Origin of the sequence: Bacillus thuringiensis (assembly GCF_001182785.1) — a bacterium.
GTDB lineage: Bacteria > Bacillota > Bacilli > Bacillales > Bacillaceae_G > Bacillus_A > Bacillus_A thuringiensis_S.
Window position 1 is genome coordinate 2006985 of sequence record NZ_CP012099.1, and the last position, 23329, is coordinate 2030313.

Genomic DNA, 23329 nt, shown 5'->3' on the forward strand with positions numbered 1-23329 from the left:
ATATATGATATTAGTTTTGATTTTTCTGAAAAAATATTATAATTATATATGAAATAAAGAGGAATGCAGGAGGGAATTATGCAAAACGTTGTATTAAAGGGGAAGAAAGTTACAATTCGTACAATAGAAGAATCAGATATAAAAACATTATGGAATATCATATTTAAAGAAGAAAGTCCAGAATGGAAGAAATGGGATGCGCCATATTTCCCGTTCTCAATGCAAGAATACTCTTCCTATAAAGAGAAGGTGCAAACTCGTTTGCAAGAAGAACCACTGTCAAATTTAATTATAGAAAATAACGGTCAAATTATAGGGACGGTCGGATTTTATTGGGAGCATAAACCGACGCGTTGGTTGGAGATGGGAATTGTTATTTATAATCCAACTTACTGGAATGGTGGATACGGTACAGAAGCGTTAACGTTATATCGAGATTTATTATTTGAAAAGATGGAAATTGGTAGAGTAGGGCTCACGACTTGGTCTGGTAATGAACGAATGATGAAAGTAGCGGAGAAAATAGGAATGAGCTTAGAAGGTAGAATGCGAAAGTGTCGTTATTATAACGGAACATACTATGATTCTATTCGAATGGGCATGATTCGTGAAGAATGGGAAGCGCTATGTGTAACGAAGGGGTGAGAAAGATTGTACGCTATTATTGCTACATTTGATCGTGTGTTTACTAATAAAATTACAGAACTGCAAAATGAATTAACAAATGTAATTGGAACAAATCAACTAGCTGGAGTAGAACCTCATATTATGTTAGCTGATTATAATGAGGTAGCTGTTCATTTGTATACGGAGAAACTAGGGGAGTTTGTAGCTATTCAAGAAAATATGGATGTAGTAACTTTTCCTTCTGTTGGAATTTTTCCTACTAATGGAACGGTCTTTCTAGCGCCGACTGTTACCAATGAATTGTTAAAACTTCATCATTCTTATCATGATTATTTTAAAACTTTTCATGACAACCCAAATTCATATTACGTACCGGGAAAATGGGTACCGCATTGTACAATTGCAAATAGATTACAGACAAAGCAGTTTTTAAGTGTAATGGAATATATTTATGAGAAATTTGATTTTGTAACAGCTTCAATTGAGAAATTAAAATTAATTAAGGTGAATTATGAAAATGGTTCTGCCATTTCTTCTAGTATATTAGCAGAATATAATTTAAAGAGAATGGAGACATCGAGATGACATATATAATTAGAGAAATGAAGCAAGAAGATATTCATGCTGTACAATCAGTAGCAAAAATAGCTTGGCATGATACATATGAAGGCATTATTCCAAGAGAAATTCAAGACAGTTTTTTAGACGAGGCATATTCTGATGAAAAAATGAAATATCGTCTTAAAAATACGCATTTATTCGTTGCGGAAGAAGAAGGAGAAGTAATAGGGTTTGCGAACTTTTCACCTGTTAGACTACAAAATGAAGCGGAATTAGGTGCGATTTATTTGTTACCAGATCAGCAAGGAAAAGGGATCGGAAGTGCTTTATTACAAAAAGGAATTAAAGCATTAAATGGGATACGGAAATTGTACATACATGTAGAAGCAGCAAATGAAAAAGGAAAACGCTTTTATGAAGCGAAAGGTTTTGCTGAATTAGAGCAATTTGAAGAAGACTTTGAAGGACATATGATGCAGACAGTAAGGATGGTTTTATACGTATAAGGAGAACTAGTAATGAAAATTTTTGATTTTAGTGAAAAAGTAGGAAAGCACCTATCAGTATTTCAATCTAATTTCATCATGTCGAAAATATTAAACCATCGAGGAAATATACATATCGGTGCTATGCATTTACACGAGAATGGAATCATCGGTAATCATGAAGCAGTTGTATCTCAACTGCTTCTTATTGTGGAAGGAGCTGGATATGTATGTGGGGTAAATAAAGAAAAGATAAAGATAGAGGCGGGACAAGCTGTGTTTTGGGAAAAGGGAGAGCTCCATGAAACAAGTACAGAACACGGATTAACAGCAATTGTTATGGAAGCGGAGAATCTTGAACAAGCGATAGTAATGCCTATTATTCAAGGGGAGTTGTAAAAATGATAATTAAGGCGAATCAAGAAGATACCAATGAAATATTAAAATGTGCGGCTCAATCGCTTTTTGAAGGGACGAGAGGCAATTGTCAATTAAGTACCGAGAAAGCGATTGAAATTACAAAGCCGATTGTAGAAAAAGGAGCATACTATTTAATTATTAAAGAAGAAAATAAAGTAATGGGATGGATATTAATAGGGGAAAATACAGACTATTTTTCTCGTGAAAAACTTGGGTTTATATATGAATTGTACGTTTTCACAAAATATCGCGGGAGAGGATTATCGCGAGAACTGATGGAAGCTGGTATTAAGGAATTAAAGGAGAAGTATTCAGAAATTCGGTTGAATGTATTTGCTGGGAATTTTGCAAAAGAGATGTACGAAGAGTTTGGGTTTGTTGAAAGGCAGGTAATTATGACTTTGAAGTGAGTATAATAGTCTGAATGAGGGAAGCGCGAAAGCATGAGAAAAGAAAATGAGTATGTAGCGTATTTACAAAGTGTGTATCCTGAACTACAAATAAAATCGGCACATGTAAATGAAATTGGCCAAAATAATGATGTTTTAATTATAAATGATAATATAGTATTTCGTTTTCCGAAATATGAAAAAGGTATTCAAAAACTTCGAGTAGAAACAAAGTTACTGGAGAAAATACGACCATTTATTACGATCCAAATTCCTGATCCAAGTTATCAAAGATTGCAAGATGAAGTGCCAGGAAAAGTATTTGCAGGATATGAAATGATTGAAGGGGAACCGTTTTGGAAAAATACTTTTACGGGAATAAATGATGAAAAGCAATTACAGAAACTTGCGTGCACATTGGCGGGATTTTTAAAAGAATTGCATGAAATTCCGTTATCCACATTTGAAGGTATTATGCAAAATGATAGTGCTGATATATATGCAGAAACAAATAGTTTATATAGTCAATTAAAAGATTATGTTTATCCATACATGAGAGAAGAGGCAAAAAAAGAAGTTTCATTATCTTTTGAAACGTATTTAAATGAAGAGAGCCATTTTAATTTTACATCGAGTCTTGTTCATGGGGATTTTGGCATGACAAACATCTTATATAGTGCAACAAAAAAGGATATTTCAGGGGTCATAGATTTTGGTGGTGCGAGCATTGGAGATCCTGCTTATGATTTTGCAGGTATATTAGCTAGTTATGGAGGAGAGTTTTTACAACTATTTGCAGCACATTATCCTAATTTAGAAGCAGTAAGGGAACGAATGTATTTTTACAAAAGTACATTTGCTCTTCAAGAAGCATTATTTGGTGTTCTAAATAATGATAAAAAAGCTTTTGAAGCTGGAATAGAACAGTATGTATAAAAAGCCGATTTCAAATCGGCTTTTTATTATCGATACATCGTCCACATCCCAATATCTTTAAACCCTAATCGTTTATAAATTCGCCCAGCAGCTGGATTGTTATAAAACAAACAAAGCGTTCGGCCTTCATTTATAAAGTCTTGAATCATTTTTTGTAATATGAGCGAAGCGTATCCGCTTCCGCGATAATTCGGATGTGTACATACGCCAACTACCATAGCGGATAATGAATTTTCAGCGGAAGTAGAGGCGGATGCAATAATAGCACCGTCTTTTTCAATATAATATGTGCGTCCTGTATTTGTTTTGAGAGCTTGTCTTAATATTTTCTCTGATTCATTAGCAACTGGAAATTCAGCAATGTTACCTCGCAATTGCATAATTCGCTCTACATCATCTAGTGTGGCAAGTTTAATTGTTTCTTGGATAGGCGTGCTAGGTAAGTTGTTGTCATTTAGACATTCGCAAAAATACATTTCATTTTTGGCGCCTAATTGTAGACTTGGAGAAGTTTCAAACCTTTCTACAATAGTTGACTTGCCAGAGAGTTTAAGCGGTTTATATGCGGAAAGAAGTGCCTCATAATCAAGGGTAACAAAGTCTTCTTTACTATATGGTATAAATGAATCGTGGAATCGGAGTAGAATTGATTTTAATGTCCCATTCTCTTTAAATACTCCCCATAATTCTTGAAAATCTGTGTCATAACCGAAAGCTTCAATATCTCCAATAATAAACAAGTTAATGGCTGCTTCTTCTTTTAGGTAAGCGAATACTTGTTCATGATCTTTCTTTGTTAATTTTCGCATCATAACGAATCGACCTCTTTTTTTATTTTTCTAAATATTACAACTTAAGTTTTTTGAAATCAATATAAAATTTTATGTTTAGTTCACAAACTTTCGGAAAAACTAGGAAAGATATGACAAAGGAGGTTATGAACGGTGGATCATCCAATTCAAGGGTTAATGAAAGCAGCAATGGAAAATTTAAAAGAAATGGTTGATGTAAATACGATTGTTGGAGAGCCTGTTCAAACGGCTGACGGTGGTGTGGTGTTAACGGTTTCTAAAGTAGCGTTCGGTTTTGGAGCAGGAGGTTCTGATTTCCAAACGAATGATGGACAAAGAGCGAACGGTAACCCTGCATTTGGTGGCGGTAGCGCGGGTGGTGTTTCGATTACACCAGTAGCATTTCTTGTGGTGAATAAAGATGGAGTAAATATTCTTCATTTACAAAATGCGACACATTTAGCAGAAAAAATGATTGAATTAGCTCCACAAACAATTGATAAAATTCAATCGATGTTCCAAAAAGAAGAAAAGAAAGAGGGAAATCATCATCCTCAAAACCCTGATGAAATCCTTTAAAAACGCCTGCTTATGAGCAGGCGTTTTTTCTTGTAATCACTATGTAATAAAACACATGAAATTGTAAATAGTTTTTGAAGTTTTTTCTATGTTTCTAAAATTTTTCATGTTAAAATATGCTATAGAATTGAAACATATAAAACGAAGGTGGCTAGGTGCTTTGTCTGGAGGATCTGACCAAGTAAAGAATATGATATATATTAATGGTAATCGTCGAGGTCATTGTTTTATTACATCAGGAATTACGTTTAAAGAGTTTGCGAGTAACATCCCTTCACCGCTTCATCAAGTGTTGCTTTTGAAGCATAACTTTGAATGGACGGATTTTCATTATCATACTTTATTTGAATATGTTGAGGAAGAAAATATACATAAGTTAATTCAAGCAGAGATTGATGAATTTGATGAATTTTGTTGGGTAGATTTTGATGATGCAAGCGATTTAGATGAATTAGAGCCGAAGGAAATTGCAGAATTATTATATTTGGCTCACAAAAAAGAACCACTTGCAAGAACATTCTTTCCGTTACTGAAAAATAGATTTGTTTATTTTTCACATGATGACGGCTGGTACAACAAAGTGTATTATCGTAGAATTGCTGACTTTGTAGGAATGTTAAGTAAAGTCATTCCGTATAAACTCGGTGCTTTCGGTAAGAAACGTTTTTCTTTCTTCCAAAAATCAAAAATTTTCCCAGCAATTTCAAAAGAATTGATCATGGGACTTATTCCACTAATGGAAGATGGTCTTTACATTGATCTAGCAGGAAAAATTGAGTCAAGAAGAGGTCTTGAAATTCCGGTATATGTAGTTGGTTCGTATGAAAGTACGGATGAGGTACTAGATAACATTGATGAATTGAAAGAACAAGCAACAGAAACAGGTTGGCTCATTTTTGATAAGAAAGAACAAGAGTGGCAATGGGTTGTTGACTAAGAAAACTTGGCGCATGAAGTCAAGTTTTCTTGTCATTTGAAAGGAGTACAAATGAAGAAATATTATACAATTGTGGGTATTGTAAGTATTATTCTCGTGGCAATATTACTTATAACTTGTCCGAAAGAATCAGATTTTAAAGTGTATGTAGAGGATAAGTATGCGTTGAATTGTAATGAGAGTAGTTTTGAATGCACGCAAAATGTAGATGGTAAAAAAGAAAAACTACAATTTGAAAGTACAGATGCACGAAATGGTGTATTCTTTATGACTGTAAAGCAAACATTTAAAACAGAAGCTGGCGTTTCAAAAGAATATAGCGGAGTAGGAATGTTTGGTACATTTCTTTTTGTTTCAGAGAAGACTTTCTAGTAATAGAAGGTCTTTTTTTTATGCTTATGTTCATATAGATGAAGTAAGACAAGCATAGGAGGGATAGCGATGAAGAACACATGTATCGTTTGCGGTGGTGAGGAGTTTTTTTCCTCAACGTTATATGCACGTACGAAACAAGATTGGGCATATGCACCAAACATGTATCGATTTGAAAAAGTATTTATTGAGCATCGAGATGAAGAAAATTATCCCGTTTTTCAAGAAATTACAGCGAAACATTGTTGTGGATGCGGTCATATTATGTTGTATCATGAATGAACACACCAAGTATAACTTGGTGTGTTTTTTTAAAACGCTGACAAAGCAAGCGGATAAAGTAAAGTAAATAAAACAGAAAAACTACCAAAACCAATTGCTGTATATCCAAGTGTTCTTGCTCCGAAATTGACAGCTAATAAGCCAACTAAAATTGCTAGGGAGCCGAGCGTAACTGGATAAAAAGCAATGGAGAATAACGAAAGAAATAAAGCGACATAGCCTACCATTGCGCCGGTATTTGTACCTTCTATCTCATTTGCAATTTCTTTACGCTTATGTCTAATTGGAATGCCAGCTGGTGATATTTCAGCGGCATACTCTTCGTTTTTTTCACCACTTTTAAAATGATGATTTCTCTTTCTTCGCATGTACATCCCTCTCTTTCAATTGGGTGTATCTATAGTATCTTTCAAAATGAGAAGAGCATGAGTATGAGTTAAACCCAAGTAAAGCAAAAATTGGAGAATACGCATTCCATCGTTAACATATCCATCTCCTATTGAAGATAAAGTGTGGGTTTTTTACATCACGACTGATTATCAGCCAACAACAATTGGATTTTTATGAGCAGTTCTCTCCCATTAACTGGTCCGCATCCATTGAATTTTGAGGTAGGTGTCTTACTGAAAGCGGGATAAAACAGGAATTTTGGAAAATGATGTAGAATGAAATGAATGATAATACGTGAAGGTAGGGGAATGTATGACAACATTTAATTGGCATGAATCAGCAGAGAAGAAATGGGATAGTAGTGCGGAGTTTTGGAATCAAAATAGTCAGGAAATGTGGGACAGCGGGAGTAGGAGTACAATTATTCCGTTTTTTGAACAGTATGTGAAGAAGGAAGCTCAAGTGCTCGATGTTGGTTGTGGTGATGGATACGGTACATATAAATTAAGTCGAGCGGGCTATAAAGCAGTGGGAGTAGATTTATCGGAAGTAATGATTCAAAAAGGGAAGGAGCGCGGAGAAGGACCAAATTTATCTTTTATAAAAGGAGATCTTTCTGCATTACCATTTGAAAATGAGCAATTTGAATCAATTATGGCAATTAATTCTTTAGAATGGACGGAAGAGCCATTACGAGCGTTAAATGAAATAAAGCGTGTGTTAAAGAAAGATGGATATGCATGTATTGCAATTTTAGGACCGACAGCAAAGCCACGAGAGAACAGTTATCCTCGCTTGTATGGAAAAGACGTTGTTTGTAATACGATGATGCCTTGGGAATTTGAACAGTTAGCGAAAGAACAAGGTTTTAAAGTTATAGATGGCATCGGCGTATATAAGCGCGGAGTAAATGAGAAGATGTTAGGTCAACTACCTACAGAGTTACAACAATCGTTAACATTCTTATGGGTATTTATGTTAAAAAACGTATAAAGAAATGAAAGAATTTTTAGGAGGTAAATAAGTGCAGAAAATACAAAAAACTGATACAATATCATCAGAACCAATTAAAGGGGGACTAGGGTATATGACAACTACTACAACAGTAAAATCCGATATTGAAATCGCACAAGAAGCGAGTATGAAGAAGATTCAAGAAATTGCAGCTGATTTAAATATTTTAGAAGATGAATTAGAGCCATACGGGCATTATAAAGGTAAGTTATCTCTTGATATTTTTAAGCGCTTACAAGATGAGAAAGACGGTAAAGTTGTTTTAGTAACAGCAATTAACCCAACTCCAGCTGGAGAAGGTAAATCAACAGTAACTGTTGGTTTAGGTCAAGCTTTTAACAAAATTGGTAAGAAAACAGTAATTGCACTTCGTGAACCATCTCTTGGACCGACGATGGGATTAAAAGGTGGAGCAGCAGGTGGCGGTTTTTCACAAGTCGTACCAATGGAAGACATTAACCTTCACTTTACTGGAGATATCCATGCAATCACAACTGCCAATAACGCATTAGCAGCGTTTATTGATAATCATATCCAACAAGGAAACACACTTGGAATTGATACGCGTAAAATTGTTTGGAAACGCTGTGTTGACTTAAATGATCGTGCCCTTCGTAACGTAGTAATTGGTCTTGGTGGACCTGTACAAGGTGTACCACGTGAAGACGGTTTTGACATTACAGTAGCATCTGAAATTATGGCCGTATTCTGCCTTGCAACAGATATTCAAGACTTAAAAGCGCGTCTATCTCGCATCGTAGTTGCTTATAACTTTGCAAATCAACCTGTAACGGTTAAAGATTTAGGTGTAGAAGGTGCGTTAACGCTATTATTAAAAGACGCATTAAAACCAAACTTAGTACAAACATTAGAAAATACACCAGCTATTATTCATGGCGGACCATTTGCGAATATTGCTCACGGTTGTAACAGTGTTATCGCTACGACAATGGCAGCAAAATTAGGTGATTATGTTATTACAGAAGCTGGATTCGGTGCTGATTTAGGCGCTGAGAAGTTTTTAGATATTAAAGCTCGTGCAGCTGGCATTAAACCAGAAGCAGTTGTTATTGTTGCGACGATTCGTGCGCTTAAAATGCATGGCGGCGTAGCAAAAGATCAATTAAAAGAAGAAAATGTAGATGCATTAGCAAAAGGTATGGAAAACTTACAGAAGCATGTTGAAACAATTCAAAGCTTTGGTGTGCCTTTCGTAATTGCAATTAATAAATTCATTACAGATACAGATGCAGAAGTTACATACTTACAAGAGTGGTGTAATGAGCGTGGCTATGCAGTATCCTTAACAGAAGTTTGGGAGAAGGGTGGCCAAGGCGGAGTTGACCTTGCTGAAAAAGTACTAAAAGAAATCGAAAAAGGTGAAAACAACTACGCACCACTTTATGAATTAGAATTACCATTAGAAGAAAAAATTCGTACAATTGCTCAAAAAGTGTATGGCGCAAAAGATATTGAATTTGCTCCGAAAGCACGTAAGCAATTAGCTCAATATGAAGGAGAAGGTTGGAGTAACCTACCAGTTTGTATGGCGAAAACACAATACTCTCTTTCTGACGATGCAACAAAATTAGGTCGTCCATCTGACTTTATCGTTACAATTCGTGAGTTAAAACCATCTATCGGTGCAGGCTTTATCGTTGCGTTAACAGGTACAATGTTAACAATGCCAGGTCTTCCAAAACAACCAGCAGCACTTCAAATGGATGTAAATGAAGATGGAAAAGCAGTAGGTTTATTCTAAAAGGTTGTAATTCATCTCGTTTATCTGTAAACTATATATACATCAAGTGGCGCCTTTCCATCGAAAGGCGCCTGTTTTTTGGAGGAAATTATGTTTGATCCAACTGCTTTTGACAATTTAAAAGTAATCGTAGAAGGTGCTGTGTATGATTTTGATCTACATGGAGATATTCTTGTAACAGATCGAAAAGATATGATGGACCTTGCCTCATTAAGTCGTATATATCATATCTCATTTCAATTAACAGAACCGTTCGAACCATTAGTAGAAGCAACATTTTCATTATCTGTGGATGCAAAGAACTTGTCTGGTGAAATACTAGAAGTGCCTCAGTTTACACCAGGTTGTGAAATGAAGCTAGCATTTTCATTCCCGTTAGAACAACCAGAAGTAGGATGCGAAGAAATTGAAACTTTAATGCGTTCTATATGGGGAAAAGAAAGAATGATTATGCAGAAAGTTTCATACGAATATAATAAGCAAGCGATTTCATATCATAATAAGGTAGAGGTTCTATTTCAAAAAGCGATTACAGAAGACCATGTTGATGATTTAATAGCTGTTATTTCACACATGATAGAAACGGTGCGAACAATACAGCATTTTCTTCAAAAATAGAGATAAAGGAGAAAAACAAATGATAAAAGATATGCAACCATTTTTACAAGAAGCTTGGGAGAAGGCTGGTTTTAAAGAATTAACTGAAATTCAAAAACAAGCGATTCCAACTATTTTAGAAGGACAAGACGTTATAGCTGAATCTCCAACTGGAACAGGAAAAACATTAGCGTACTTATTCCCCCTTTTACATAAAATTAATCCTGAAGTAAAACAGCCACAAGTTGTTATTTTAGCTCCAACGCGTGAACTTGTAATGCAAATTCATGAAGAGGTTCAAAAATTTACAGCAGGAACTGAAATTTCAGGTGCATCTTTAATTGGTGGTGCAGATATTAAGCGCCAAGTTGAAAAATTAAAGAAACACCCAAGAGTAATTGTCGGTTCACCAGGCCGTATCTTAGAATTAATTCGTATGAAAAAGCTAAAAATGCATGAAGTAAAAACAATTGTATTTGATGAGTTTGATCAAATTGTAAAGCAAAAAATGATGGGTGCAGTGCAAGATGTAATTAAATCAACGATGCGCGATCGTCAATTAGTATTCTTCTCGGCGACAATGACAAAAGCGGCAGAAGATGCGGCACGTGATTTAGCAGTTGAACCACAATTAGTACGTGTAACACGTGCAGAATCAAAAAGCTTAGTTGAGCATACGTATATCATTTGTGAGCGACGCGAAAAAAATGATTACGTAAGAAGAATTATGCATATGGGCGATGTAAAAGCAGTTGCTTTCTTAAACGATCCATTCCGTTTAGATGAAATTACTCAGAAATTGAAATTCCGTAAAATGAAAGCAGCGGCTCTTCATGCAGAAGCAAGTAAACAAGAGCGTGAAGCAACGATGCGTGCTTTCCGCGGTGGAAAATTAGAAATCCTACTTGCTACTGATATTGCAGCACGCGGTATTGATATTGATGATTTAACACATGTAATTCACTTAGAATTACCAGACACAGTAGACCAATACATTCACCGCTCAGGACGTACTGGACGTATGGGTAAAGAAGGAACTGTCGTATCTCTTGTAACTCCACAAGAAGAGCGCAAATTACTACAATTTGCGAAAAAACTAGGCATCGTATTTACGAAGCAAGAAATGTTCAAAGGAACATTTGTAGAATCGAAGCCACCAGCACCAAAGAAAAAGAAACCAGCATTTACTGGGAAGAAAAAGCCTAGATAAATGATGGAGAAGGCGTAACTATTTGTAGTTACGTCTTTTTTATTTGCAATTGAATAATACAAGGAGTTTTATTAATGATTATTGAAATGTATCTATTATCACTTTTTTAATCAACATATGTTCAAGGAAGTAATATAAAAAAAGTCGAATATTAAACTGATGCGAAATGATAAAAAGAAGGTTCATATATGGATAGGAAATTAGGAATGTTTTTGAATACGAAACATATTGAAGTAAACGAAGGAATACAAAAAGCAAGGGAATGGGATTTAGAATATATTCAATTATATGCTATGAATAAAAACTTCAACTTAGCTAATATTCCAGTGGTAGAATGGACTGCTTTAAAGAAAAGCTTATCTTTTAATGGAATAAAGATTCCATCATTAGCAATTAGTTTTGGAGAAAATGGAATTACAGGAACAGAAGTTGACAGTACAATAAATCAGATTAAATATATTACTGACAGAGGTTTGGAGCTGGGAGCAAAGATCATAACAGCTCATATTGGGAAAGTTCCAGATGATGAAAAAAGTGAGTGCTATGATAAAATGATACGGGTTTGTTATGAGATAGGAGAATTAGCATTCAAATTTGGGGGAGTCTTTGCTATTGAGACAGGATCTGAAAAAGCAATAGTATTAAAACGATTTTTAGAAAATGCAAACTCGAAAGGACTAGCTGTTAACTTTGACCCAGCAAATTTAATAAGTGATGTAAATGAAAATCCGTTAGAAGGTTTATTACTATTAAAAGATTATATAGTACAAACTCATATTAAAGATTGTAAAGAAGTGAAAAGTAATAGTTCAAGTAAGTATATAGAAGTAGCAGTAGGAAATGGTGAAGTGGATTTCGATATATTCTTCAAAGTATTAGATGAAATTGGATTCGACGGATATAACATGATTGAAAGAAACAATTATTTTGACGAACTGGATGGGATGAGTCAGTCGATAAATTTTGCAAAGAAGTACATATCAACTCAAAAGGAATAACGATACCAGCTGTAGAAAGCTACATAGAATGTAAAAAAACAATAGGAGGAATACAAATGATTCATAAAGTAGGACAAATTATGTTATATGTAAATAATCAAGATGAGGCAGTAAATTTTTGGACGGAAAAGGTAGGGTTTCATGTAGTAGCAGAGGAAGATAACAAGCAAGGAATGAGATGGATTGAAATTGCTCCAACTAACGGTGCTGAAACGAGCATTATATTACATAATAAAGAAGTTATTTCGAAAATGAGCCCAGAATTAAATCTTGGTACACCGTCCTTAATGTTCTTCTCAGAAAATCTGGATCAATTATATGCAGGTTTAAAAAATAAAAATGTTACTGTTGGAGAAATGGTAACTATGCCTTCTGGTAAAGTGTTTAACTTTGCTGATAGTGAAGGGAATTATTTTGCGGTTATGGAGAAGAACCAATAATAATATTGCTATGTGAAAATCCCCCTCAAATATATTGAGGGGGATTAAATCTTTGAAGTGGATTTTTCATGAGAGAGTTGTGTAATAAAAAATGCACCTTTTTCAATAGCAGTTTCAATGTAACCGACAATTTGATTAAACGTAAACACCTGTAAGGCTTCATGCAAATGTTGCTCGGGATACAACATATCTTCAAAAAGATACTTTCGAAAAGCTAAAACGTTTTCTTTAGAAACCTCTTCAATATCCACAATGTGAGCCTCTTGATTGAGAATAGAGAAGAGCTGTTGTTCTTGATCGTAATGATGAAGCAACTTTGCATTTAACAGTTTAAAATCGTTATAGTACAGGGGTGCGATGGTTTCGTCATTCTCTATTCTATTTTTTAGCCATGGTAGAAAAAAGCCACTTAGCCAATTATCATCGGCAATGAGATGGGTGTAATAACCTAAGAGAAAAGGGGAATCCATATGAACTTTATATTTTTGAAAAAAAGAATTGAAATCTATCCTTCTCGTATAGTTTTTCGTCGTACCAGCGTAAAAGTGTGAAGTTCCTTTTTCTTCTGCTGAATGAACCGCATCAGGGGCTACCCCTCCAAGTAAGAAAGAAGTTTTATCTTGAATAGATAGTTTCTCAGCAATACCGTTAGCGATAATAACATGCATAATTCGTGATCCCATGAATGCCACCTCTGTTTCAAGTATTCATTTCAGGAAGAAGACTGAACAGTTAGTATTACTTTCCCTGTACTTTTTCTACTTTCGACCCATTCATGTGCTTTCCCTGCATCTTGAAGTGGAAAAGATTTCGTAGCCTTAATTTGTAAACGTCCGTCATGTAAATAACGGAAAACTTCATTTGCAGTTTCTTGGAGCAGTTCAGGACGCTTTTTTCGAGTGGTCCCAAAGCTAAAACCGAGTATAGAGCGGCAACTTGCATGTAAATCTTTCGTTTGAAAGTTACCAATTTCACCACTAGCATTACCGAAATGAACGAGGCGACCGTAATAAGCAAGGCAGTTTAAACTTCTTTCAGAGACAGTTCCAGAAATAGAATCTAAAATTACATCGACCCCTTCACCGTTTGTCAGCTCATTGACTTTCTCTACAAAATTTTCATCTTGATGACAAATAACATAATCAGCTCCAGCATCTAAAGCAATTTCTTTTTTTGCTACACTTCCTACAGTCCCGATTACTTTTTTAGCCCCTAATAATTTTGCGAGTTGAATCGCAGTAGTACCAATTCCTCCAGCGGCTGCATGAATTAGAACAGATTCACCTTGTTGAAGTCTTGCTACATTGGCAAGTAAATTATAGCTTGTGAAAGATACGATCGGACAAGCAGCTGCAGTTTGAAAGTCGACTTCATGGGGTAAAACGAAAGTGAGATTTTCATTTGAAACAACGTACTCTGCGTAGGATCCATTTTGAGGAAAAGCAATGACACGTTGTCCAGGGTGAATATTTTTAACTTGAGAACCGACACGTTCTACAATACCAGTGGCATCTATACCTGGAATAAAAGGTAGTGCTTTATTTCCTTTTTTGCCATAACGTGATTTAATATCAGCGAAATTTACACTAGTAGCAACAACACGAATTAAAACTTGCTCTTCTGAAATAGTCGGCATATCCACATCTGTATATTTCATCACTTCAGGACCACCGAACGACGTTACAACGATAGCTTTCATCATATATCCTCCTAAATTTGACTATATAAATCATTTTAAATCTTTATCAGAAATTGGAAAATTATATAATAGTTATGCGTGGTTATAAGTGAAGCTTATGAACTCATTGGATCATTATATTAATTTATATAAAAAAATTTCGGAAAAATCGAACGAAATATGAATTACTTGCCAATATATAGTGTAAGACAAAGGAGGGCTGGAATATGAAGGGTGAAATAGATTACGCACATTTAATTCGATTAACTTTATCAGGAAATAAAGAAGCATATAGCGAATTGTATGATGTAACGATTCAAGAAGTATATAAAACAGCACATTTTTTAATAGAAGATAAAACAGATGTAGATGATGTCGTTCAAGAAGTATACATACAGCTATATGAATCGCTTCGTAAATATGACAGTGAGAAGCCATTTCGCCCTTGGCTAATTGGGCTTGCGATTAAACAAATTCACTCTTATAGAAGAAAGAGGTGGATGCGACTACGAATTATGAAAAAAGCAGAAGAGCAAAGAAAACCAGTACAAATTGATTTTTCTAACGATGTTGTAAGTAAAATATCAAACCAAAAACTAATCGAACTCATTCATAAATTACCGTATAAATTAAAACAAGTTATTATCTTAAGATATTTACACGATTATTCACAAGAAGAAGTAGCACAAATATTACATATTCCAATTGGTACTGTGAAATCTAGAATTCATGCGGCATTAAAGAAACTACGTCAAAAAGAGCAAGTAGAAGAAATCTTTTTAGGAGAGGTAGGGAATGTGAAATGAGTTTAGATTGTAGAGTTAGAGAATCTATACGAGAAGAAGCGAAGGGGATTGTTGCCCCGCCGGGGTTAAAAGAAAAAGTAATTGTTCAAATCAAAATGAATCGCGGGGGAAGTAAGGTGAAGAAACGTCTTATCGCCGGAGTGCTTGCAGCAGCATTTTTAATCCCTACGACCGGTTTTGCATATCAATCTATTATGGCGGATGGTATATACGGATCTTTTGAGAATTTAAAAAAACACGCCGGAGCGATGACGTTAGAAGCGTATATGCGTTTTAATGCAAAGTTATCAGAAGCGAAAGATGAAATGGGCACGAAGGAATATGAGGAGTTTACAAAAGAACTAAAAAAATTAACAAATGCAAAGCTTGCGTACGGAGATTCGAACGGTAATATAGATTATGATGGATTATCACCAGCAAAAAGAGAAGAAATGAAAAAGATAAGTATGGGCCTTCAACCATACTTTGATAAATTAAATGGTCATAAATCTAGTAAAGAAGTATTAACGCAAGAAGAGTTTGATCGCTATATGGAAGCTTTAATGACACATGAAATAGTACGAGTGAAGACAAAATCAACTGGTGCAATAAAAATAGAAGAAGTACCTGAGGCGTACAAAGAAAGATTTATTAAAGCGGAGCAGTTTATGGAATATGTAGATGAAAAGGTGAGATAAGTAAAAAAGCTCAAAGCTTTAGCTTTGAGCTTTCTTTATTAAAAGAAAATAGAGCATTCAATTATATTTTTTCATCGTTGCATTGTCCTTTTGTATAAAACAATCTAAAAGTGAATAACCAGCTATTAAACTAATTATCGTAACAAAAGTTGTATTTATAAGAATAACATTAGCTAAATAAGGTAGGTATTCGCCAAGTGGTGAAAAGAGTAGTGCAGGGGAAAAGGAAATGAATAGTGTAGGCACTGTAATAGCGATAAACTTATCCGGTTGAAAGCTCCAGTTTTGTTTACTCGTTTCGCGATTAACAGATTGAAGGAATCGTAATAAAATACCAACTATAAGAGGGAAGAGTGTAAAGTAGAATAATCTTGGATAAACGTTAAAGTTCACTTGAGCGTCTGTATCTAAATAAAATTGAATTTTCACTCCGACAAATAATAATAAGACGATAAATAATGTGAAGCAGAGGTATAGCATCAATTTTTGCATTATATTCCACCATCCTTTACTCAAAATATATTCAAAAAAGAAGAGATATACAATAACTACTGTTGTATATCTCTTCTTTTACTGTTAGTTAATAGTGGAGTTTGCTTTTTCTTGCTTCGTGAAATAATCAATAATGCCCATTGCGCTAATTTCTATATCTAGATGTAAAATATTATAAACGGAATGATCTGATGGAACGTTTAACTTTGTAAGATGAGAAGAGATTTTATCCATTAACAAAGTTTGTAAAGCTTTAGTTGCTTCATCGAAATCATTATACTTTTCAAAGACTTCCTTACCAGTATGAACGAAAATAGGTAGCCAATATTCCAGTTGACTATATACTTCTGTAACATGAGAGGATGCGCCGTAATGACCGAAATAAATAGTATCTATATTCATACTTTGAATGTGATTTTTAGAAGTAATCATCGCATCTGGTTGGAATTGTGAAGGGGACGTTGATGGTAGATATAACTCTACATCAACGTCTGCGAGTTCTCTATAATAAATTCCAATCGTATCGCCAGTAAAAATCCCGTTTGTTAATGAATCGTGAATGCTAATATGGTGCTTCGCATGTCCTGGTGTATCATAAAATGTAAGGGTGCGGTCTTTTGCAATTTTTAACGTATCACCATGTTGTACAATATGAACACGTTCTTCTTCAATTGGAAGAATTGGATCAAAGAGTTTATCGAAATCTTCTTTGTAGACAGCTTTTGCACCTAAAATAAGTTTTGTTGGATCAATCATATGACGAGCACCACGAGAATGCACATATAACGTAGCATTTGGGCACTTTTCCATCATTAAACCAGCTGCTCCAGCGTGATCTAAATGCACATGTGTAACGATAATGTTTTTAACATCGTTTAAATCAATATGTAATTGTTGTAAGCCGTCTAAAATATACGGAAGAGAAGGGGCTGCACAAGTTTCAATTAAAGTAATATCGTCACCTAATAAAACGTACGTACCTGTTCGTTCATTATGCTGTAAATCGAAATCATCAATAAGATATAGGTGAGAAGATAATTGCTCTACTTTTTTCATAGTTACCACTCCTTATATACTGCATGTTTTTATTATACGCTAAAATAGAAAAAAGGCAGAAAACGAAGCTCGTCTTCTGCCTTTTTGTAATATTATTATTTCGTTTGTTGTTTATTAATAGACATAATGAACAGTCCAACAATCCCGCCTACTAATGGAAGCATAATCTCTCCTGCTAAATTAAAGTAGGAGCTTAAGAATAAACCATTTACATCGATTACCCAGCCAGTAACATACAATAACATCATATATAGTACGAAATAAAACTCGCGATTTGAAATCGTTTCATGTTGTGCAGTTTTCATAATGAACACCATCCTTTTCTTTTATAATGGAATATAAACTGTCACATTTTGTTCACATTTCAATTGTAAAACTTTCCATCATAAAAGTCTAGTAGTTTGTGTCGAATTTTCGAACAGAAATAAAGCGTTATCATTACAACTTATAAGTACGTAATAAGAGCTGTATATTCACGAATGTAGTATAGTATAAACATAGAATGATAGTGAAGAGAGGGGCAAAGACAATGACAGTTTATGATTTTTCAGCTAAAACAATTACAGGTGAAGAAAAATCGTTAAAAGATTACGAAGGAAAAGCACTTCTTATTGTCAATGTAGCTAGCAAATGTGGTTTCACACCACAATATAAAGGATTACAAGAGGTATATGATAAATATAAAGACCAAGGACTCGAAATACTCGGATTTCCTTGTAACCAATTCGGGGGACAAGAACCAGGTACAGAAGCGGACATTACTAGTTTTTGTGAATTAAACTACGGTGTAAACTTCCCGATGTTTGCAAAGGTTGATGTGAAAGGTGATAAGGCTCATCCTCTATATACATACATGACAGAACAAGTACCAGGTTTACTCGGTATGAAAGCAGTGAAATGGAATTTTACGAAGTTTCTAATTGGAAAAGACGGGAAAGTAGTAGGGCGTTTTGCACCGCAAACGAAGCCGGTAGATTTAGAGGTTGAGATTGAGAAGGTGCTTGGGGAATAAGTAGGAGTTTCACTTTATTAAAAAACGTCTCAAAGAACAATGTAGTTCTTTGAGACGTTTTCTTTAAATTCAAATTTTCAAGATTAAATAACTGTATCAAAGCCATCTGATTTAGGTGGAGAAGCTGCTTTTTTCATAAGCACTTCCCATAAATGTACGGATTTCTTCCATTCTGCTGCAGCCTGCCCCTGTTGATACATAGCGTTCTCATAACTGGCAGTAAGTTGTTGCATATCGGCCGAGTTGTAAAGTGTATCGATATGGAGAGCGTATTCTCGGAATGTTTGACTTTCACCCCGTGGTATGCCAATTCTCGCAAATTGTTTTAAAAGTGCACCGTAAGCTTTTTGATAAACAGCATCATCTTTTCGGTATTTATAGAAATGAATAATAAGAAATGTTATCCATTTCATTCTAGTGGTGAAGAGAATGTATCCCATAATACTAATTAGTATCGTAGAGAGGAATACGTACCACCAAGAAAAATTAGTTTTAGAATTTGTGACCTTTTTAGTAGAAGCTTCTTCTGTATTTTCTATTAAACTTTTAAGTTTTGCTTCATTATTTCGTTGATGCGTTTGCTCGTTATTAGAATTATTTGCTTCGCTATTTTGTGAAATAGGAGCAGGCGTATTATTTATAAAATTATAGGGATTGGTAAATCCTTTTGTTGGTTCGAATGGAATCCATCCGTATCCTGGGAAATATACTTCGACCCAAGAGTGTGCGTTATCGTTCGTGATTGTATAAACATCCTCACCTTTTGCAGAGGCAAGTGTATTGTCAAGAGTTCCTTCTGTATAGCCTTTTACCCAGCGAGCAGGAATCCCGGCAGAACGAAGTAGTACAATCATAGACGTCGAAAAATTATTACAGTAGCCGCTTTTTGTATCGAAAAGGAATTGATCTACATAATCTTGGCTTTTGGCAGGGAATGAGACATTCGTTGATTCGTATGTAAAAGAGTTGTCTGTGAAGTAATTTTCAATAGCTAATACTTTATCATACCGGTTGTCTTTATCATTTGTAAGATTAACAGCCAAGTCTTTTACGCGCTGTGGTAATGACTCGGGAAGTTGTGTGTATTTTGTCATAAAATAAGGATTTGTTTCTTGACCTGCATTTGCTTTTACAGCTTTCAAGTTTTCTATGGAAAACTCAGGGATCTCATATGTTACTTTATACGAATTTAAAGTAGTAGAAGAGTCTCCATTCATCGTATAAATTTTTTCTGAAAAAGGGTCAACACTGTATGATACATCAGAAGAAGCCTCAACTGATACTAATCCTGCTGGATAGGTAAGGTGAGGGTAACTTTTTTGCATGGTAATTGTTGCCTCAGTAGTTTCCGTTTTTGTATTTTGTTCATACCAGCTTACGACGTCGTTTTTATTTTTAAAAGAAACCTTTTTCGGATTTTCAGAAATTTCCCAGCCTTTTCCTGTATAAAAATCTTTTGTTTCTACTCTCCAATATTGTTTGTTTTGCGCTTGTGCTGTGAAAACAATTGTAGGATCCGCCTTAAAAGGACCACCTAATCGCGAGTCATCTAAACCATACCCAATTGTAGAAACTTTTTGTTCTTTACTTGCTTCAGATGTGTTGAATTTTAAAAAATCCATTGAGTTTGGCCATTGAGGGCCAAATTTTGGAGCAAAGTATGCGATGGTTGCTAATAATACAATAAATATTGTAAGTGGTCTAAGTAATTTTGAGATTTCCCTAGCATAATTTTGTAAGTGTTCGCGCTCTTTTATTCGTTCTACTTGAAGAAGACTAAGCATAAAAGAGCCGATGACAACAGTACGAATAATAGCGTAGTTTGCATTGTATAAATGTAAGTTATGAAAAGTTGCGATATAAATAATAGTCAATACAAGAAATAGAAACCCACGTTTTTTATAAATAATCCAAAATGAAGTGAAAGAACTCAAAAACCAAAATGAGAGAAAAAATAAAACTGTCGGAAAAACTGGAGAAATATCTAGTAAATTCCCTTGGAAAAACAGGGAGGAATTTCGAAACATATCAGAAAAGAATGTTGTTAGCCAAGATGGATTTATAAAAGCATTTTTATAATATAGGGAATGAATGATAAATAAGACTGTGACAATTTTTATTGGAATCTGCCACCTCGTTTGAAAAAAAGAGAGAGCGAAGCAAATTCCTATAAATGTTACGAAAATATCTAATCTACCTACATTTGTAATACCTATAAGAGGTCTTAGCCATTCTAGTAAAAGAAGAAATACACATGTATGCATGAAGAATCTATTCGTATCCCACTTGTATTTTGCTTGTAATGTTATCATTTGCTCACCTCAAAAAACACGTTTGTATACCGTTTTTCATAAACCGTGTTTACAAATATTTGTCGTTTTTTTAGAGTTTCTAGTATACTGAGTTCTCGGTGTGAAAGTTGATTCGCTTTTTCTTTCACGACAAAAATCATACATTTTCTATTTCTTATAGCAGCACAATCAGCCGCCTTTTGAATATCGGGAGAAAGATTACTGGTCACGAGTATAATCGTGACGGGCTCATAAATTTTTCTTAGTTCCATGTCTACACTCTGAGAGAGCGGGAATACACTGTCTGCTTGTACTTTTGCTAAATGACAAAGGATTTGTTGTAACTGCGTATCTCCATTGTCTAAAGGGAAAATAGTTTGTTCTTTTCCAATAGACACGAATGATGCTGGTGAATTTTGTTTCAAGACAGCCCTTACGATAGAGGCAGTAAATGTGACGACTGATTCGAATAGAGGAGACTTGGTTCTGTCTATGAATATCATGATATTATGGCTGCGCTGTTGTTCAAACTCTTTTGTCATAATATTGTTTGTTCGTGCAGTTGCTTTCCAATCAATCCATGAAAAGCGATCACCAGGTTTATAGTCTCTGACACCGACAGAGATTGTAGAGTCTTTTGCTGAATTTATATTTGCTGAAAGCGCTCCTTGTTCGAAATGATTTTCCAATTGTCGATACGTTATATCTACATAGTGGGGATAGACTAAAAATGTATCTGGAACTGAAAAAGTTACTTCTTTCTCCATCATGCCGAATAAATCGCCAGTTTTGACACGAACGCTTGAAAAAGTGTGCTCGCCTCTAGAGATTGTATCAATAACATATTGAAACGAAATATGTCGTTTCAATCCTGGGAAGAGTACTACCTTATTCATCTTTGTTTGTTTACAACTTATAAATTGTGGTGGCAGTTCATCTTCTATAACTAAATAAAGTAAGGGAAAAGGAAATTTTCTTTTTATTGTAATCGTGCTTACAAATTGTTCTCCTACTACATATCCATTTTTGTTTGTTATTCGCTTTACTTCAGCGTCCCGTAAAGCGTAGAAGGGTAGTAGTAGTGAATAAAGAGCAATGGGAATTGTGCTGTAAAATAAAAACCAACTTACAAACCCTCCTTGAAACATAGCGTACACAAATGTTAAGACTAGACATAAAGAGAGTAGCAATAACTTCGTAACGTGATATAGTGCTCGCAGTATTCGTTTCATCAAGGGTTCATCGTCCTTTGAGTCGGGACGGTAGTTCGTGCAACGATTTTTGCGATAACTTGTTCGCCAGTTATTCCTTCAAATTTTGCTTCCATTTTTAAAATGAGTCTATGCGCTAAAACGTAAGGGGCTAAAAATTTAACATCGTCTGGAATAACATAATTTCTGCCATGGATAAATGCATAAGCTTGTGAAGCTTTCATTAAAGCAATTGAGCCACGTGGACTTGCACCTAGCTGTATAGAACTGTATGTACGAGTCTGATTAACAAGCTTTACAATGTAATGCTTAATTGCTTTGTCCATACTTACTACCCGTACGCTTTGTTGTAAATAAAGTAATTCTTCTATTGTAGTAATGGCCTGTAATTGAGAGAGTGGATTTATTTTTTCCATTCGGTTTAAAATTTCAAATTCTTCTTCTGGTGTAGGATATCCCATTTTTAGTTTCAATAAGAAACGATCGAGCTGAGCTTCTGGTAGAGAATATGTTCCTTCATATTCGACCGGATTTTGTGTAGCCATGACAAAGAATGGTTTTGGTAAAGGCCTTGTAATGCCATCTATTGTAATATTGCCTTCTTCCATACATTCAAGTAAAGCAGATTGTGTCTTTGGCGATGTACGATTAATTTCATCAGCAAGTACTAAATTCCCCATAATTGGTCCAGGCTTGAACTCAAATTGGAGCTCTTTCGGATTATAAATAGAAACTCCTGTTACATCTGAAGGCAATAAATCAGGTGTAAATTGAATTCGCTTATAATTAGCATCAATGGATTTAGAAAGAGCACGTACTAGCATTGTTTTCCCGACACCAGGAACATCTTCTAATAGCACATGACCTTCAGCTAAGAGAGCTGTCAAAGCTAAGATTGTTTCTTTTCGTTTTCCGACCATTAGTTTTTCAATATTATTGATTATTTTTTCTACAGTGGGATGTAATGAATCAAGCTGGGGCATCGTAATCCTCCTAATGTTATTATCGTTTTCTAATCAATTTAGTGGACATATTTCTAATTCTATATGTAGATAGCAAAAGGTCTACCTTAAATTCTAAGAATATTCAGATTATTTATTTCGATTACATCTAGTATAATTGTTTCCGTAACTAAGGGCAATACAGTAAATAATGATTTGTAGTTTTATGTAAAATCAGACTCAATATAAAATAATAACATTGGGAAAAAATTTCTTACATACAATTTATACTCTTTTCCTTATGGCAGTTTTGAAATAATATCAAAACTCTTTTTCATATATTTATAAAGAAAAAACGTAGGAACTTCTCCTACG

General features: G+C 34.8%; 29 protein-coding genes. 19 read left to right on the forward strand and 10 right to left on the reverse strand.

Annotated elements, in window-relative coordinates:
• Positions 1–78 precede the first annotated feature (78 nt).
• From AC241_RS10525 to AC241_RS10550, 6 genes are read left to right on the forward strand one after another with little or no spacing between them, the layout of a single operon-like run.
• The gene (locus AC241_RS10525; protein WP_016122367.1) at positions 79–645 is read left to right on the forward strand and encodes a GNAT family N-acetyltransferase; all 567 of its coding nucleotides are present in this window, start codon (positions 79–81) and stop codon (positions 643–645) included.
• 6 nt (positions 646–651) lie between these two features.
• Positions 652–1212 carry a 2'-5' RNA ligase family protein gene (locus AC241_RS10530; RefSeq protein WP_048565041.1) on the forward strand — a complete coding sequence of 187 codons (561 nt, stop codon included), beginning with the start codon at positions 652–654 and terminating at the stop codon, positions 1210–1212.
• Positions 1209–1694, forward strand: a complete 486-nt coding sequence (locus AC241_RS10535; protein WP_000221048.1) for a GNAT family N-acetyltransferase — start codon at positions 1209–1211, stop codon at positions 1692–1694. The genes AC241_RS10530 and AC241_RS10535 overlap by 4 nt, the downstream gene beginning before the upstream one ends.
• A 12-nt stretch (positions 1695–1706) precedes the next feature.
• Positions 1707–2072: a cupin domain-containing protein gene (locus AC241_RS10540; RefSeq protein WP_000688076.1), complete on the forward strand. Its 366-nt coding sequence runs from the start codon at positions 1707–1709 to the stop codon at positions 2070–2072.
• Positions 2073–2074: 2 nt separating this feature from the next.
• Positions 2075–2503 carry a GNAT family N-acetyltransferase gene (locus AC241_RS10545; protein ID WP_050843357.1) on the forward strand — a complete coding sequence of 143 codons (429 nt, stop codon included), beginning with the start codon at positions 2075–2077 and terminating at the stop codon, positions 2501–2503.
• 33 nt (positions 2504–2536) lie between these two features.
• Positions 2537–3418, forward strand: coding sequence for a phosphotransferase family protein (locus AC241_RS10550; protein ID WP_050843359.1), 882 nt, complete (start codon positions 2537–2539; stop codon positions 3416–3418).
• Positions 3419–3444: 26 nt separating this feature from the next.
• On the opposite strand, the gene AC241_RS10555 is transcribed toward AC241_RS10550, so the two are convergent.
• Positions 3445–4230: a GNAT family N-acetyltransferase gene (locus AC241_RS10555; protein WP_050843361.1), complete on the reverse strand. Its 786-nt coding sequence runs from the start codon at positions 4228–4230 to the stop codon at positions 3445–3447.
• A 132-nt stretch (positions 4231–4362) separates the two neighbouring features.
• On the opposite strand from AC241_RS10555, the gene ytfJ reads away from it, so the two are divergent.
• From ytfJ to AC241_RS10575, 4 genes are all read left to right on the forward strand, one after another.
• Complete coding sequence (gene ytfJ, locus AC241_RS10560; protein ID WP_000349991.1) at positions 4363–4788, forward strand: GerW family sporulation protein; 426 nt, start codon at positions 4363–4365, stop codon at positions 4786–4788.
• Between the two features lie 160 nt (positions 4789–4948).
• Positions 4949–5725 carry a hypothetical protein gene (locus AC241_RS10565; protein WP_000014088.1) on the forward strand — a complete coding sequence of 259 codons (777 nt, stop codon included), beginning with the start codon at positions 4949–4951 and terminating at the stop codon, positions 5723–5725.
• 51 nt (positions 5726–5776) lie between these two features.
• Complete coding sequence (locus tag AC241_RS10570; RefSeq protein WP_000761184.1) at positions 5777–6097, forward strand: hypothetical protein; 321 nt, start codon at positions 5777–5779, stop codon at positions 6095–6097.
• A 69-nt stretch (positions 6098–6166) separates the two neighbouring features.
• Positions 6167–6379 carry a hypothetical protein gene (locus AC241_RS10575; protein ID WP_000798747.1) on the forward strand — a complete coding sequence of 71 codons (213 nt, stop codon included), beginning with the start codon at positions 6167–6169 and terminating at the stop codon, positions 6377–6379.
• 29 nt (positions 6380–6408) lie between these two features.
• Here the strand turns inward: AC241_RS10575 and AC241_RS10580 are convergent, their stop codons facing one another.
• Positions 6409–6747 carry a hypothetical protein gene (locus tag AC241_RS10580; RefSeq protein ID WP_001253201.1) on the reverse strand — a complete coding sequence of 113 codons (339 nt, stop codon included), beginning with the start codon at positions 6745–6747 and terminating at the stop codon, positions 6409–6411.
• Positions 6748–7081: 334 nt separating this feature from the next.
• On the opposite strand from AC241_RS10580, the gene AC241_RS10585 reads away from it, so the two are divergent.
• From AC241_RS10585 to AC241_RS10610, 6 genes are all read left to right on the forward strand, one after another.
• Complete coding sequence (locus AC241_RS10585; protein ID WP_050843363.1) at positions 7082–7762, forward strand: class I SAM-dependent methyltransferase; 681 nt, start codon at positions 7082–7084, stop codon at positions 7760–7762.
• Positions 7763–7856: 94 nt separating this feature from the next.
• Positions 7857–9545 carry a formate--tetrahydrofolate ligase gene (locus tag AC241_RS10590; RefSeq protein ID WP_014482011.1) on the forward strand — a complete coding sequence of 563 codons (1689 nt, stop codon included), beginning with the start codon at positions 7857–7859 and terminating at the stop codon, positions 9543–9545.
• A gap of 90 nt (positions 9546–9635) precedes the next feature.
• A complete protein-coding gene (locus AC241_RS10595; RefSeq protein ID WP_000460216.1) occupies positions 9636–10163 on the forward strand; it encodes a hypothetical protein in 528 nt (175 codons plus the stop codon).
• A 19-nt stretch (positions 10164–10182) separates the two neighbouring features.
• A complete protein-coding gene (locus AC241_RS10600; protein ID WP_050843365.1) occupies positions 10183–11352 on the forward strand; it encodes a DEAD/DEAH box helicase in 1170 nt (389 codons plus the stop codon).
• Between the two features lie 188 nt (positions 11353–11540).
• A complete protein-coding gene (locus AC241_RS10605) occupies positions 11541–12350 on the forward strand; it encodes a sugar phosphate isomerase/epimerase family protein (protein ID WP_050843367.1) in 810 nt (269 codons plus the stop codon).
• 56 nt (positions 12351–12406) lie between these two features.
• A complete protein-coding gene (locus tag AC241_RS10610; RefSeq protein WP_000581475.1) occupies positions 12407–12790 on the forward strand; it encodes a VOC family protein in 384 nt (127 codons plus the stop codon).
• 44 nt (positions 12791–12834) lie between these two features.
• Here the strand turns inward: AC241_RS10610 and AC241_RS10615 are convergent, their stop codons facing one another.
• Both AC241_RS10615 and AC241_RS10620 read right to left on the reverse strand, forming a co-directional pair.
• Positions 12835–13473, reverse strand: a complete 639-nt coding sequence (locus AC241_RS10615; protein ID WP_050843369.1) for a zinc dependent phospholipase C family protein — start codon at positions 13471–13473, stop codon at positions 12835–12837.
• Between the two features lie 29 nt (positions 13474–13502).
• The gene (locus AC241_RS10620; protein ID WP_050843371.1) at positions 13503–14489 is read right to left on the reverse strand and encodes a quinone oxidoreductase family protein; all 987 of its coding nucleotides are present in this window, start codon (positions 14487–14489) and stop codon (positions 13503–13505) included.
• Between the two features lie 206 nt (positions 14490–14695).
• On the opposite strand from AC241_RS10620, the gene AC241_RS10625 reads away from it, so the two are divergent.
• Entirely contained in the window at positions 14696–15274 is a 579-nt protein-coding gene (locus AC241_RS10625; protein WP_050843373.1) for a sigma-70 family RNA polymerase sigma factor, read from the forward strand.
• Positions 15271–15951: a DUF3600 domain-containing protein gene (locus tag AC241_RS10630; RefSeq protein ID WP_050843375.1), complete on the forward strand. Its 681-nt coding sequence runs from the start codon at positions 15271–15273 to the stop codon at positions 15949–15951. Before AC241_RS10625 ends, AC241_RS10630 begins: the two co-directional genes overlap by 4 nt.
• A 57-nt stretch (positions 15952–16008) precedes the next feature.
• Here AC241_RS10630 and AC241_RS10635 read toward each other — a convergent pair whose 3' ends face one another.
• The 3 genes from AC241_RS10635 to AC241_RS10645 all read right to left on the reverse strand — a co-directional run bounded on the left by AC241_RS10635 (position 16009) and on the right by AC241_RS10645 (position 17804).
• On the reverse strand, positions 16009–16443 hold the full coding sequence (locus tag AC241_RS10635; RefSeq protein WP_050843377.1) for a hypothetical protein: 435 nt from the start codon (positions 16441–16443) through the stop codon (positions 16009–16011).
• 84 nt (positions 16444–16527) lie between these two features.
• Positions 16528–17499, reverse strand: a complete 972-nt coding sequence (locus AC241_RS10640; RefSeq protein ID WP_050843380.1) for an MBL fold metallo-hydrolase — start codon at positions 17497–17499, stop codon at positions 16528–16530.
• 95 nt (positions 17500–17594) lie between these two features.
• A complete protein-coding gene (locus tag AC241_RS10645) occupies positions 17595–17804 on the reverse strand; it encodes a DUF3925 domain-containing protein (RefSeq protein WP_000844984.1) in 210 nt (69 codons plus the stop codon).
• Positions 17805–18028: 224 nt separating this feature from the next.
• Between AC241_RS10645 and bsaA the strand changes: the two genes are divergently transcribed.
• Complete coding sequence (gene bsaA, locus AC241_RS10650; protein WP_016081889.1) at positions 18029–18511, forward strand: glutathione peroxidase; 483 nt, start codon at positions 18029–18031, stop codon at positions 18509–18511.
• Positions 18512–18594: 83 nt separating this feature from the next.
• Here bsaA and AC241_RS10655 read toward each other — a convergent pair whose 3' ends face one another.
• The 3 genes from AC241_RS10655 to AC241_RS10665 are packed head-to-tail and all read right to left on the reverse strand — an operon-like array spanning position 18595 to position 22996.
• Positions 18595–20823, reverse strand: a complete 2229-nt coding sequence (locus tag AC241_RS10655) for a transglutaminase TgpA family protein (RefSeq protein ID WP_048564470.1) — start codon at positions 20821–20823, stop codon at positions 18595–18597.
• Complete coding sequence (locus AC241_RS10660) at positions 20820–22034, reverse strand: DUF58 domain-containing protein (protein WP_050843381.1); 1215 nt, start codon at positions 22032–22034, stop codon at positions 20820–20822. The genes AC241_RS10655 and AC241_RS10660 overlap by 4 nt, the downstream gene beginning before the upstream one ends.
• Entirely contained in the window at positions 22034–22996 is a 963-nt protein-coding gene (locus AC241_RS10665; protein WP_048564468.1) for an AAA family ATPase, read from the reverse strand. The genes AC241_RS10660 and AC241_RS10665 overlap by 1 nt, the downstream gene beginning before the upstream one ends.
• Between the last annotated feature and the right edge of the window lie 333 nt (positions 22997–23329).

Excerpts from the sequence above, each read along its gene's own strand:
- AC241_RS10570 (WP_000761184.1), top strand. The coding sequence starts at position 5,777 with ATGAAGAAATATTATACAATTGTGGGTATTGTAAGTATTATTCTCGTG.
- AC241_RS10540 (WP_000688076.1), top strand. The coding sequence starts at position 1,707 with ATGAAAATTTTTGATTTTAGTGAAAAAGTAGGAAAGCACCTATCAGTA.
- AC241_RS10635 (WP_050843377.1), bottom strand. The coding sequence starts at position 16,443 with ATGCAAAAATTGATGCTATACCTCTGCTTCACATTATTTATCGTCTTA.
- AC241_RS10550 (WP_050843359.1), top strand. The coding sequence starts at position 2,537 with ATGAGAAAAGAAAATGAGTATGTAGCGTATTTACAAAGTGTGTATCCT.
- AC241_RS10555 (WP_050843361.1), bottom strand. The coding sequence starts at position 4,230 with ATGATGCGAAAATTAACAAAGAAAGATCATGAACAAGTATTCGCTTAC.
- AC241_RS10525 (WP_016122367.1), top strand. The coding sequence starts at position 79 with ATGCAAAACGTTGTATTAAAGGGGAAGAAAGTTACAATTCGTACAATA.
- AC241_RS10630 (WP_050843375.1), top strand. The coding sequence starts at position 15,271 with ATGAGTTTAGATTGTAGAGTTAGAGAATCTATACGAGAAGAAGCGAAG.
- AC241_RS10585 (WP_050843363.1), top strand. The coding sequence starts at position 7,082 with ATGACAACATTTAATTGGCATGAATCAGCAGAGAAGAAATGGGATAGT.
- AC241_RS10645 (WP_000844984.1), bottom strand. The coding sequence starts at position 17,804 with ATGAAAACTGCACAACATGAAACGATTTCAAATCGCGAGTTTTATTTC.
- AC241_RS10535 (WP_000221048.1), top strand. The coding sequence starts at position 1,209 with ATGACATATATAATTAGAGAAATGAAGCAAGAAGATATTCATGCTGTA.
- AC241_RS10620 (WP_050843371.1), bottom strand. The coding sequence starts at position 14,489 with ATGAAAGCTATCGTTGTAACGTCGTTCGGTGGTCCTGAAGTGATGAAA.
- AC241_RS10665 (WP_048564468.1), bottom strand. The coding sequence starts at position 22,996 with ATGCCCCAGCTTGATTCATTACATCCCACTGTAGAAAAAATAATCAAT.
- AC241_RS10660 (WP_050843381.1), bottom strand. The coding sequence starts at position 22,034 with ATGAAACGAATACTGCGAGCACTATATCACGTTACGAAGTTATTGCTA.
- AC241_RS10615 (WP_050843369.1), bottom strand. The coding sequence starts at position 13,473 with ATGGGATCACGAATTATGCATGTTATTATCGCTAACGGTATTGCTGAG.
- AC241_RS10605 (WP_050843367.1), top strand. The coding sequence starts at position 11,541 with ATGGATAGGAAATTAGGAATGTTTTTGAATACGAAACATATTGAAGTA.
- AC241_RS10575 (WP_000798747.1), top strand. The coding sequence starts at position 6,167 with ATGAAGAACACATGTATCGTTTGCGGTGGTGAGGAGTTTTTTTCCTCA.
- AC241_RS10625 (WP_050843373.1), top strand. The coding sequence starts at position 14,696 with ATGAAGGGTGAAATAGATTACGCACATTTAATTCGATTAACTTTATCA.
- AC241_RS10640 (WP_050843380.1), bottom strand. The coding sequence starts at position 17,499 with ATGAAAAAAGTAGAGCAATTATCTTCTCACCTATATCTTATTGATGAT.
- AC241_RS10655 (WP_048564470.1), bottom strand. The coding sequence starts at position 20,823 with ATGATAACATTACAAGCAAAATACAAGTGGGATACGAATAGATTCTTC.
- AC241_RS10580 (WP_001253201.1), bottom strand. The coding sequence starts at position 6,747 with ATGCGAAGAAAGAGAAATCATCATTTTAAAAGTGGTGAAAAAAACGAA.
- AC241_RS10610 (WP_000581475.1), top strand. The coding sequence starts at position 12,407 with ATGATTCATAAAGTAGGACAAATTATGTTATATGTAAATAATCAAGAT.
- AC241_RS10590 (WP_014482011.1), top strand. The coding sequence starts at position 7,857 with ATGACAACTACTACAACAGTAAAATCCGATATTGAAATCGCACAAGAA.
- bsaA (WP_016081889.1), top strand. The coding sequence starts at position 18,029 with ATGACAGTTTATGATTTTTCAGCTAAAACAATTACAGGTGAAGAAAAA.
- AC241_RS10545 (WP_050843357.1), top strand. The coding sequence starts at position 2,075 with ATGATAATTAAGGCGAATCAAGAAGATACCAATGAAATATTAAAATGT.
- AC241_RS10595 (WP_000460216.1), top strand. The coding sequence starts at position 9,636 with ATGTTTGATCCAACTGCTTTTGACAATTTAAAAGTAATCGTAGAAGGT.
- AC241_RS10600 (WP_050843365.1), top strand. The coding sequence starts at position 10,183 with ATGATAAAAGATATGCAACCATTTTTACAAGAAGCTTGGGAGAAGGCT.